Source organism: Paenibacillus cisolokensis (assembly GCF_018403665.1).
In the GTDB taxonomy this organism is placed as follows: domain Bacteria; phylum Bacillota; class Bacilli; order Paenibacillales; family Paenibacillaceae; genus Paenibacillus_AH; species Paenibacillus_AH cisolokensis.
Map to the genome: position 1 here is coordinate 1 of NZ_BOVJ01000072.1, position 10,586 is coordinate 10,586.

Sequence of the window (10,586 nt, forward strand, 5' to 3'; positions counted from 1 at the left end):
TTCGTTAGATCGTGAATGGAGGCTTTAATGGAAGAATGGAGGTCTTAATGGAAGCCTGCATGTCGAGCACACGGTTTGCCGCAAGCCAATCGTCAGCATAATGGACAAAGCGCAACTCTCGTTTGGTCCATTCCTAATCCAGGTCGTCCAGCAGAATATTGGCCAGGAGCGGACTTAACGGACCGCCCTGCGGCGTTCCTCCCTCTGTACGCCGGCAGACTCCGACCATCATGACTCCAGCGCTCAAATATACGCGCATCAGTTTCAGGACCGCGTTTGTCTTCCTCTTTCCGCGCTACTCCTGCCATGAGAATGTCATGGTTCGCCCGGTTGCCTCGAATTGGGTTCGTGCACCTTGGCTTGGGCCCGTGCTTTTGCCTGCGGCTCCCTTCAGCTTCCGCCTCATCTCAAGGTGGACACCTTTGCCCTTGGCTAAGATTGAACAGGTGGACTGGGTTTGACGCTTACGATCCGGCTGCCGTCTTCCAGCACTTCGAGGAAAATGGGCCGCTCGTGCGGCGTCTTGTTCGGCGTATGAATCGCCAGCATCAGCTTGCCCTCGAACGTGCGGAACACCATGCCGTGCCCGCCGTCGTTCTGATACAACGCCTTCTCTGCGTGTTTCCACGGACCGGTGATCCGGCCGGACTCGGACTTTGCGATGCCCAGCGCATACGTATTGTCGATAAACCCCGCCCACAGCATGTACAGGTCGCCGGACGAAGCCCGGAACACATAGGGGCCGTCGGTCACGTAATTGACCTGATCCGGATAACGCGGCGACAGATAAGGCGTCGTCCACGGCGCCTCGGATGCGCGGAACAGCAGCACCGGTTCCGAAACGGCCCGATTCAAATCGACGCTAAGGCGGATGGCGCACACTTCCCCGTCCCCGACCTGCTGCCATTCGTGGCAAAAGACCATCCACGGCTGCCCTTCTTCGTCGACGAACAGGCTGCCGTCGAGCGAGCTCCAGCTTTCCGGCGTGACCGGTCCGTCGCTGTACGGCTCGAACGGCCCGAGCAGGCGGTCGGCGGCAAGGACCGCCGTGCCGAGAAGGCCGTTGTCCTTTCTTCTGAACGTGGCGAACATATAATACCGGCCCTGATAGAAGTAGACTTCGGGCGCCCAGAAGTTCGTGTCCGAGAAGAAATCCTCTTTCGGGCGAAACACGGGGAAAGGACCATGCCAGTGCTGCAGATCGTCACTCACGTAGGCGTCGAACCCCGTTCCTTTGCCCCAAATATTGGCGTCGGTGCTGCCGAACATATAATATTTTCCTTCCTCCGCCACGGGGAAGACGAACGGGTCCCGAATTTGCACATCTTTACTGGCAAGCATGCCGATCTCCCTCCTGTTCCCTTCTCTTTGCTTTCCGGCATCGTAAGCTCCTTATCAGCTTGATTAATCTCGCATCCTCTCATTTCCGCCCGCTCCGTTACCGGTAAGTCGGGTAAACGATGCCGATGTCCAGCGCCCGTTCGAACGCTCCGCCGACATAAGCCAGCCGCTCGTTACCCTTGACGGCGAACGGAATGTCCCGGCCGCGATAATGAAGCTGCCCTTCCACCGTCCGCACGCTCATGCCGACGATGCCGGTCAACTCCCCGCGGCGGTCGGTGATGATGCGAATTCCGCTCGGAAACCGTATCCATCGCTCCCCGTCGCGGTACATTTCGCAGCCCTCCCGCGTATTGATGAGCTCGTAGGTTACGCCTTCCACCGTTCGGCCGTACGCCGTCTCGCCGGTGACGTCCTCCCCGTGGTCCATCGGATACGGCACAAGTCCGGTGAACCACAGCTCGCCATCCGACCTGGGCAGAATGCCGCACAGCCGCTCCACGTAGTCCAGCAAGCATAGAATCGAAGGCGAGTAGGCCTCGGTAAACCCTTCGTCTCCCGTCCACGGGCTGAGCGTCTGCGCGAACCGGGTCGCCTTGGCAAACGCGGACAGGATCGGCTGCATGACCCACGTCAGCTCCACATGGCGGCCGTGATGCTCGAACGCATGCGGAGCGCGGATCAGGCTGAGAAAATTGGACGGACCGGCCCAGCTGTTGTAGCCGGAAGACGGATCGAACCGGGGATCGTCCATCGCGATCGACGTAAACGGATATTTGGCGAAAAACTTGCTTGTGTTCAGCAAGTACCGGCGCAGCATCTGATCGAAAAAGTCGCGTTCGCCCACCTCGCACGCCATGACCCGAAGCAGCACGTCGGATTGAACCTTGACGAACGCATCGTTGCGGTCCCGGTCGTAAAAGAAGAAGTCCTTCTCGTCGAAGCAGTAGCGGAACAGACTGTCCAGGCTGCGCCGGGCCTTCTCCCGCCACTCGTCCCCCGGCAGGCCGAGCTCTTCCGCCATGCAAGCCAAATACAGCCGCTGGCAATACACGTTCGCCGTCAGATCCGGCGCCAGCAACGGCAGTACCGGCGAATCCGGATCGAACTGCGCCGCATCGCTTGCATGCGGCGTATCCGGCACATGCCAGAAACGGGGCGACAAATCGTGGCCGGTGTCAAATGTGCTGAACGCTTCGACGCAGCCGGTGCCGCGCGTATCGCGGAAAGCGGCCAGCCAGCCGTCGTAGCGGGCCATCGCGTCGTACATCGTCCTGAGAAACGCTTTGTCCCTCTCGTGCAGGCCGTAATGATTCCAGACGCTCCGGGCGAGCGGCGACACGAGCTGAATTTGCCGGTAAGCCGGACCTTGCTCTGTCACCTTGTACGGCAGCAACCCGTCCTCGCGCTGATGGACGGCGAACGAACGGTAAGTCGCTTCCGACACGGAAGGAATAAACCGCGACAGCAGCTCCGCATTGATCGTTCCGGTGCTCTCCAGCCAGCAGCCGCGATAGATGCCGCCTTCGTGCAGGATCGGCTCCCCGCCGCCGGTCGGCACGATGCAGTCCAGCAGTTTGCGAAGAGCCGCGTAGTACACCTGCTCCAGCCTTCCCTCCGATGCCGCGAACCGCACGCCGGAACGCCGCCATTCCGCCATCGCCTGCGAATCCGACGCTTTTTCAGCTCCCCGACCTTTTCGTCGACCGATAGTTCCCTAAGTCGCTTTAACAAAACATCGTTCATTTCCGCAGCCTCGCTTTTGAAGATGAAATAAGGCCCCTTGCCCCTTCAGGCGAAGGTTTCGTCCGCTGCCGACCGATATCGACCGATGCCGAAACAGGCTGCCGCCGGGCAGCCTGTTTCGGAACATGAGATTAGGAGTTGCCGTTTTGGTTGTTGTTAAAGATCTTGACCGTGCCGTTGTAGAAATCTTTCACCGCGTCTTCCACGCTCTTGCGGCCGAAGCCGATTTCATACAGCGTCGTTTCCGCAAGTTTGGAATATTCGGAGAAGCCCGGAGGATTGTAGCTGACCGCGAACGGCTCTTTTTTCGCCGCTTCGGAAACCCGGCCCGTGTAGTCGTAGACGATTTTATCGACCTCGCTCGCGCCGCTTTCCAGCAGCTGGCGGTTTTTGGACGTCACCGGCACGCCGCGGTCGTTGCCGAGAATTTTGGCCGCGTCCGGATCGTTGATGAAGAAGTTGATCAGCGTCGCCACTTCCTTCGGGTGCTTCGTCTTCGCATATCCCGACAGACCTTGGCTCGACTCGAACACGACGCCCGTACCTTTTCGCCGCGCGGCACCTGAACCAGAGTCAGTTTGTCCTGCGTCAGGTTCTGATGCGCCGCAAGCTGATTGGACGGAATGAGTCCCATCGCCACTTTGCCCGTTACGATCAGGGATTTGCTCGTGTCGCCCGGCGGATTGGACACCTGCAGCTCCGCCGGAACGACGCCGCCGGCCTTGGAGGTCTCGTCCCAATACCGGAACCATCTCAACGCGTCCGCTTCCTCGAAGCCGAGCGTCCCTTTCTCCATATCGTAAAGCTGCTTGCCGTTTTGCTTCAGCGCGATGTCCAGGCCGTCGACCGCGAAGTTATACGTGCCGTAGTAGCCTTTGCCCAGCTTGTCGGAAATTTCTTTGCTGACGCGCGCGTAGTCTTCCCAGTTCCAGCCGTCCTGCGGAACCGGAATGCCGGCTTTTCGAACATCGTCTCGTTGACGACGATCCCGCGGGCGTTCGCGCCGGCGGAGATATGAACCAGCTTGCCGTTCAGCGTGCCGTAATCGATCATCGATTGATCCATATCCGACAGGTCCAGTTCTTTGCCGACGTAAGGTCCGAGATCCAGCAGAACGTCCTTCATCGCGTAGTCGACGACGTTGCCGCCGAGGAAAAAGACGTCAGGCGCCGTTCCGGACGCAAGTTGCGTGTTCAGCTTGTCGAAATAGCCGGTCGACGGGGCGAATTCGCCGACAACCTTAATATTCGGATGCTTCTGCTGGAACACTTCAAGCGCTTCGTTCGTAATGTCCGCACGCTTTTGATCGCCCCACCACATCATGCGCAGCTCCACCTGTTCGCCGTCGGACGAACCGCTGTTTGACCCGCTGCCGCCGCCCGGATTTTCGGAGGAGCCGCCCGCCCCGCCGCTGCCCGTTCCGCCCGAACAGGCCGTTGTGATGGCCATCAATGCCGCCAAGACCGGAATGTACCACTTACGTTTCAATTTGTATCCCCCCCGAAGGTGTCGTGAATGGAATCGCTTGCAGCTCTAATGGTACGATAACCTTGCCCGAAACGAAATTTCATTCCTTCGGATGTTCATTATTATTTTTTTCGGATCGGCTACTTCAGCCCGGTCGTCGCGATGCCGTCCAGGAAATAGCGCTGGAAGATCAGGAAGATCAGCGTAATCGGCACAAGCGACAGCGTCGACATCGCCAGCAGCGCCCCCCAGTCGGACTGGCCTGACGGGTCGAACAGCGAGCGGATGCCCAATTGCACCGTAAACAGCTTGATGTCGCTCAAGTAAATCATTTGGCTGAAGAAATCGTCCCATGACCAGATGAACGTGAAGATCGCAGCCGTGATCAGGGCCGGCACAAGCAGCGGCAAGATAATGCGCCCGTAAATTTGCCGCTGGCCGCAGCCGTCGATCGTTGCGCTTTCGTCAAGCTCGCGCGGAATGCCGCGGATGAACTGCACCATCAAGAGAATGAAAAACGAATCGTGCGCCAGCCACTTGGGCAGAATCAGCGGATAATACGTGTTGATCCACTGCAGCTTGTCGTAGATGATGTACTGCGGAATCAGCGTGACATGATACGGAAGCATGATCGTCACCAGCATGAGCGAGAACCATAATTTCCGCAGCTTGAAGTTCAGCCGGGCGAAGGCAAAGGCCGCGAGCGAGCAGGTCGCCAGATTGCCGAGCACGCTCATGATCGAGATCAGCCAGGAATTCGCAAAGAACCGTCCGAACGAAACGTGCTGCAATCCCTTCCAACCGTTCGCGTAATTGTCCAGCGTAAACGCCTTCGGCCAGAGCCCCGTGTCGGTAAAGATCATATGATTCGGCTTAAAGGAACTGCTCACCAGCCACAGCACCGGGTACAGCATGAGAATGCCGGCAATAATGATGACCGCGTGTTTGACGGCGGCGGCAACAGATTTTGATCGCATCGCTTCTTACCTTCCTTCCTTGCTGTCGCCGTAGAAGACCCAGAATTTCGAGGTGACGAAAAGGACGGCGGTGAGCGCCCCGATGATCAGCAGCATAATCCAGGCAAGCGCGGACGCATAGCCCATATCGAAAAACGAGAAGCCTTTCAGATAGAGATAAAGCGTATAGAACATCGTCGCGTCGAGCGGACCGCCGCGGCCGTCGCCGATCACGTAAGCGGGCGTAAACGCCTGAAACGAGTTGATGATGCTCATGACCAGGTTGAAGAACAGCACCGGCGTGAGCATCGGCAGCGTTATGCGGAAAAACTGCCGCACCTTGCCCGCTCCGTCCACCTGTGCGGCTTCGTACAAATCGGCCGGAATTTGCTTGAGTCCCGCGAGGAATATGACCATCGCCGACCCGAATTGCCAGACCGACAGCGAGACGATGGTATAGATGATGTAGTCGGGGTGGGAAATCCACGACGGCCCCTCGATGCCGATCAGGCCGAGAAACTTGTTGACCAGACCTTCGCCGTCAAAAATTTGTCTCCACACGATGGCGATGGCCACGCTTCCGCCGAGCAGCGAAGGGATGTAATAAACCGTCCGGTACAGCCCGAGCGCGCGAATCCCCTTGTTCAGCATCATGGCTATGAGCAGGGCAAAAGCAAGCCGGAGCGGAACGGACAGGAACACATATTGAAAGGTAAGGGAAATGGAGTTTTGAAACGTCGGGTCTTCGGTAAAAATGTTCACAAAGTTGGAAAACCCGATCCATTCGGGCGGACTGAGCAGGTTGTACCTGGTGAATGAAAAATAGAGCGACCCCAGCATCGGGCCGAGCGTCAGGCAAAAAAATCCGATCAGCCACGGCAGCAAAAAGAGATAAGCCGTAAAATTATGCTCGTTGGACAATGGCCGGCGTGACTTTGGCATCTTTCTTCCCCCTCTTGTACGGTGTACTTCCATCATAAGAGGGGGAAGAAACGTTATGAATGCTATTTTTTCGGGTTTTCGCTTTCAAATTTTACAGATGCCCGCTGCCGGTAATCCGACGGCGTCATCCCGTACATCCGCTTGAATTTCGAGCTGAAATAGCTGGCGTTGGAAAATCCGGTAAGCTCCGCGATATCCCAAAGGCTGAGCGTCGTCTCCTCGAGCAGCCGGACCGCCTGCTTCATGCGCACCTCGTTCACATACTGGATGAACGTCTTGCCGACTTTGGCTTTGAACATTTCGGAAAAATAGGACGGATTGTAGTTGAACCTCTCCGCGATCATCGTCAAATTCAGGTCGTACATGTAATGGTCGTCGATAAACTTTTGCGCCGCCTTGATCAAGGACGAATCGGCTTCGCCGGAATCGCTTTTCAGCCGGTTGACGATTTTGAGCGCCAGCCGGTTCAAAAATTGCACCGCCTTCTCCGTCGAGTCGAGGCCGAGAGCGATCTCCGGCCGAAGCCACAGCTGGTCGCCGCTTTCAAGCGGGATGCGCGCATCGGAGGCGACCGATTCGATGGCCAGGTACAGTTGGAAGATAACTTTGTAGAACCTCGCTTTCGACATGCCGATCGCTTCTTGCAGCTCGCGGCGGACCGCCCGCTCGAACGCTTCCTGCTCGCCGCGCGACAGATACCGCCCGATCACCTTGACCGTCTCCTCCGGAAGTGCCGCCTGACCGGCGGAACGCCGGAGATCCTCGGGCATGCCGCTGCCGTGCAGGCTCCAATCCAGAAGCGAGGTCGTATACCCTTCCTTCCACTGCCCGAACCCGGTCACCGGCTGCCCTACGCCGACGGCGAGCTCGAAACCGAGAAACGCGCTCACGTTCCGGGACAGCGCCTCCGCGAACGCTTGCCGGCTCTCCTTGTTGTCGGGCAATACAAAATGCATCAGTCCGGGGTAATTCGCGTCGCGGAAAACATGAATCTCATCGCGGAATTGCTCCGCGCATTCCCGGCAGATGGCGTCAAGCGGCAGCCGAAACTTGTCCGGCGTCCGCTCCGGGGACGCGTCCTCGTCGGACCGCTCCTGAAGGCCGACGGTCATGAAGCGGACGGTCTTGCCGTCCCACGACTCCAGCTCGAACAGCCGCGATCGGTCCCGGTCGAGACGGAAGGAATCCGGTTCGTCCTTGACAAGACGGACGATAAAATGTTCCTTCATCTCCTTGTAATATTGCGACAACCGCCAGCGGATGACCGCCTCCTGATCCCGATGGCGCCGCTGCTCGTCCAGCTCGCTCCTCACGCTCGCCAGCGCTTCCGTCAGCTCGTCCCTTGCGACCGGCTTGAGCAAGTAATTGCGCGCCTGGTTGCGGATGGCGGCCTTCGCGTATTGAAAATCCTCGTATCCGGTAATGACGATCAGGCGCAGCAGCGGATACTGTTCGCGGCAAGCGTCGAGAAACGAAATGCCGTCCATGACCGGCATGTTCATATCGGTCAACACGACGTCGATCGCTTCGTCGGCCAGCCGTTCCATCGCTTCCGTGCCGTTTGCCGCTTCCCCCGCAAGTTGAAATCCCATACTCTCCCAGTCCACTTTCAACCGCAATCCCTGCCGGATTTCCGGTTCGTCATCCACGATCAAGACGCGATACATGCTGCTGTTCCTCCTGTACGGGCAAGATTAGTTCAATAGACGTGCCTAGGCTTTCGGCCGAATCGATCCTGACTTCGAACAGGGAACCGTAATACAGCCGGCAGCGGGCAAGCACATTGCCGAGGCCGATCCGGCTGCTGCGGCTCGACAGTATCGAATGGGGCTGCGCGGAAGCCGACTGCTCGAGCAGCTTTCGCCGCAGCTCCGGCGGAATTCCCGGGCCGTTATCGGCCACCGTCAGACTGACGCGCCCTCCCTCCTGGCGGACGCGTATGCTGACGCTTACATCCGGGCGATGGCTGAAGCCGTATTTGACGGCATTCTCGATAAGCGGTTGCAAAATGAACTTGACGATTGCGATCCGTTCCAGCCGCCCCTCCTCCTTCATGTCGATGCGGAGCCGGTCGCCGAACCGGATCTGCAAGATCGACATATAGTAGCGCGCGTATTTCAGCTCCTCCGCTAATGGGATCAGATCGTCGCTTATTTTCAGCGAAAAACGCATCATCCTGCCGAGCGATTCGACGACCCGAAGCGTATCCTCCGTCCGCTTCTGCACCGTCAGGCTGCTGATCAGCTCCAACGTGTTGAACAGGAAATGCGGATTAATCTGCATCAGCAGCGCTTTGTACTCGGCTTGCTGCCTGAGCAGCTTCAGCTCGAACTCGTTCTTGATATGGTTCCGCAGCTGAATGACCGTCGTGCGGAACGTCGAAGTCGCAAAGCCGACCTCATTGCGTATCCGGTTGTCCGGAGGCAGGCGGCTTAAAGCATGCTCGAAATCGCCCCGTTGAACGTGCCGCATCGACTGAACAAGCCGCGACAGCGGCTTGGTGATGCCGTGCGACAGCCATGTCGCAAGCAGCAGAGACAACACGAGCAGCAGGGAAGCGAGCAGCAGCATCGTTTTTCGCAGTTTGAACAATTGGGCGTATAAATCCTGTTCGGAGACGAACCCGACGAGCATCCAGCCTGTTTGCGGCAGCTTCTTGTACACGAGAATATCCGTTTTGCGGTTGTCGTTTTCGAGATAGACGACGCCCTGCTTTTTGCCGCCGGCGCGAATGGCCTCCACCTGTTTCAGCATGCTGTCATGCGGGTGGTACTCCTCCTGCGACAGCATCGGCCGGCCATGCTGATCCAGCAAATAGATCGTGCCGCTCTCGCCCAGATGAATCCGGTTAAGCGGTTCCAAAAATCGTCCGCGCTCACGTTCACCTTCATGATGCTCCTCGTCTGCGCGGGATGAAACGAACCGATCGGCATCAGCATGCTGACGACCGGGTGCGAATTGTGATTGCGAATTTCCGCCGCATCCTGATGGGACGGTACCCAATATTCCTCGTTATGGATAAAGCGTTCGTACCAGTCGTCTTCCAGAAAGGATTGATCGGACACGATCTGATTGCCGCTGCTGACCCACATGCCTTCCCGCCGGTAGACGGTAACGGACGTTACGCTCGAATAGCTGTTGGTCGTTTGGGTCAAAAACTGGCTTAACCGATAGTGGGCAACATATTTTTCAGCGGATGCGGCGTTCGGATCGGAGACGATGGTATCCCAGTCGTGCGTAATATCGCTGTTGAAAACGATGGACGCAAGGTCGTAGATTTGCGTCCGCAGCATATCGATGTACGACCCGTATTCATCCATCTTCTCCAGCGCCGACGATTCGATATAGGAGCGGACAATCGAACGGGACTGGTTAAAAAGCAGAATGGACAGCGTTCCGAAGGACAAAACGAAGAGCAGTACGAAGATCGCGATCAGCCGGTTTCGAAGCGAGTATAACATGGCTTGTCCCCTCTCTGCCCGGTCTTCGTCCGGACAAAAGCAAACGTGTTGTGCCCCCTATTATATCCGCATCGGCCGGGTCAAACCAAGTCCCTCAAAATGCCTGAATGTTCTTTTAGGCTATAGGCGTACCGTTTTTAACGGGTTCATCCGGTTTTACCAGCACAACATCACCTTCCTCCGGAACACCTCCGATTACCAACACTTCGAAGGCAAAACCGGGGATCTGTCTTGCCTCGCCGAAATCTATTTTCGAAGTCAAATGGCAGCCTTTCGCGCTTCCGAGAAAGGTACCGCTTGGAAAATCCTTTATTGCGCAAAACCCGTACCGTCATCCGACCGAATATAGACGGCCAGGACTCTATTCCCTCGCACACCCAACCGCTGTACGCCTGATTGCGAAGCTCCAGGGCCTTATTCGTTCGCTCCAGCCCCGCTGTGAACTGGCACCAGTCCCGAAATCGCTTGCTTTACTCCGGCTCCGCGGCGGCCGGCATCCTGAAGATGAGACAATAAAAGAACAATGCTGCAAAAGTGCAGCTTTTCGCACTAGCGTTGCATCAAAGAGTCGTTTGTTTGTAAAAACAGGTTTGGATTAGAATAAAAGTATCTATGATCAAAAATTTACAGTTATCCTTTCCCCTGAATGAGCGAAAATCGTTATACCGGAATA

Annotated in this window: 7 protein-coding genes and 4 pseudogenes; all 11 read right to left on the reverse strand. The window is 57.1% G+C overall.

What is annotated here, in order from left to right:
- Nucleotides 1–136: 136 nt before the first annotated feature.
- Nucleotides 137–332 (reverse strand): annotated as a pseudogene (locus PACILC2_RS26750) (group II intron reverse transcriptase/maturase); the annotation flags it as partial.
- Between the two features lie 100 nt (nt 333–432).
- A complete protein-coding gene (locus PACILC2_RS10665; RefSeq protein ID WP_213528838.1) occupies nt 433–1,341 on the reverse strand; it encodes a glycoside hydrolase family 43 protein in 909 nt (302 codons plus the stop codon).
- 97 nt (nt 1,342–1,438) lie between these two features.
- Nucleotides 1,439–3,087, reverse strand: a pseudogene (locus tag PACILC2_RS10670) (MGH1-like glycoside hydrolase domain-containing protein).
- A 131-nt stretch (nt 3,088–3,218) separates the two neighbouring features.
- The gene (locus tag PACILC2_RS26755) at nt 3,219–3,620 is read right to left on the reverse strand and encodes a type 2 periplasmic-binding domain-containing protein (RefSeq protein ID WP_244863423.1); all 402 of its coding nucleotides are present in this window, start codon (nt 3,618–3,620) and stop codon (nt 3,219–3,221) included.
- Nucleotides 3,551–4,536, reverse strand: a pseudogene (locus PACILC2_RS29875) (ABC transporter substrate-binding protein). Before PACILC2_RS29875 ends, PACILC2_RS26755 begins: the two are co-directional and overlap by 70 nt.
- 158 nt (nt 4,537–4,694) lie before the next feature.
- Nucleotides 4,695–5,531, reverse strand: a complete 837-nt coding sequence (locus PACILC2_RS10680) for a carbohydrate ABC transporter permease (protein WP_213528839.1) — start codon at nt 5,529–5,531, stop codon at nt 4,695–4,697.
- A gap of 6 nt (nt 5,532–5,537) precedes the next feature.
- Nucleotides 5,538–6,452: a carbohydrate ABC transporter permease gene (locus tag PACILC2_RS10685; protein WP_213528840.1), complete on the reverse strand. Its 915-nt coding sequence runs from the start codon at nt 6,450–6,452 to the stop codon at nt 5,538–5,540.
- A 62-nt stretch (nt 6,453–6,514) separates the two neighbouring features.
- The gene (locus PACILC2_RS10690; protein WP_213528841.1) at nt 6,515–8,119 is read right to left on the reverse strand and encodes a response regulator; all 1,605 of its coding nucleotides are present in this window, start codon (nt 8,117–8,119) and stop codon (nt 6,515–6,517) included.
- Nucleotides 8,094–9,314, reverse strand: coding sequence for a sensor histidine kinase family protein (locus PACILC2_RS10695; protein WP_307860530.1), 1,221 nt, complete (start codon nt 9,312–9,314; stop codon nt 8,094–8,096). The genes PACILC2_RS10690 and PACILC2_RS10695 overlap by 26 nt, the downstream gene beginning before the upstream one ends.
- Nucleotides 9,200–9,913: a hypothetical protein gene (locus tag PACILC2_RS28640; RefSeq protein WP_307860532.1), complete on the reverse strand. Its 714-nt coding sequence runs from the start codon at nt 9,911–9,913 to the stop codon at nt 9,200–9,202. The genes PACILC2_RS10695 and PACILC2_RS28640 overlap by 115 nt, the downstream gene beginning before the upstream one ends.
- Before the next feature lie 115 nt (nt 9,914–10,028).
- Nucleotides 10,029–10,148 (reverse strand): annotated as a pseudogene (locus PACILC2_RS29345) (tRNA-binding protein); the annotation flags it as partial.
- Between the last annotated feature and the right edge of the window lie 438 nt (nt 10,149–10,586).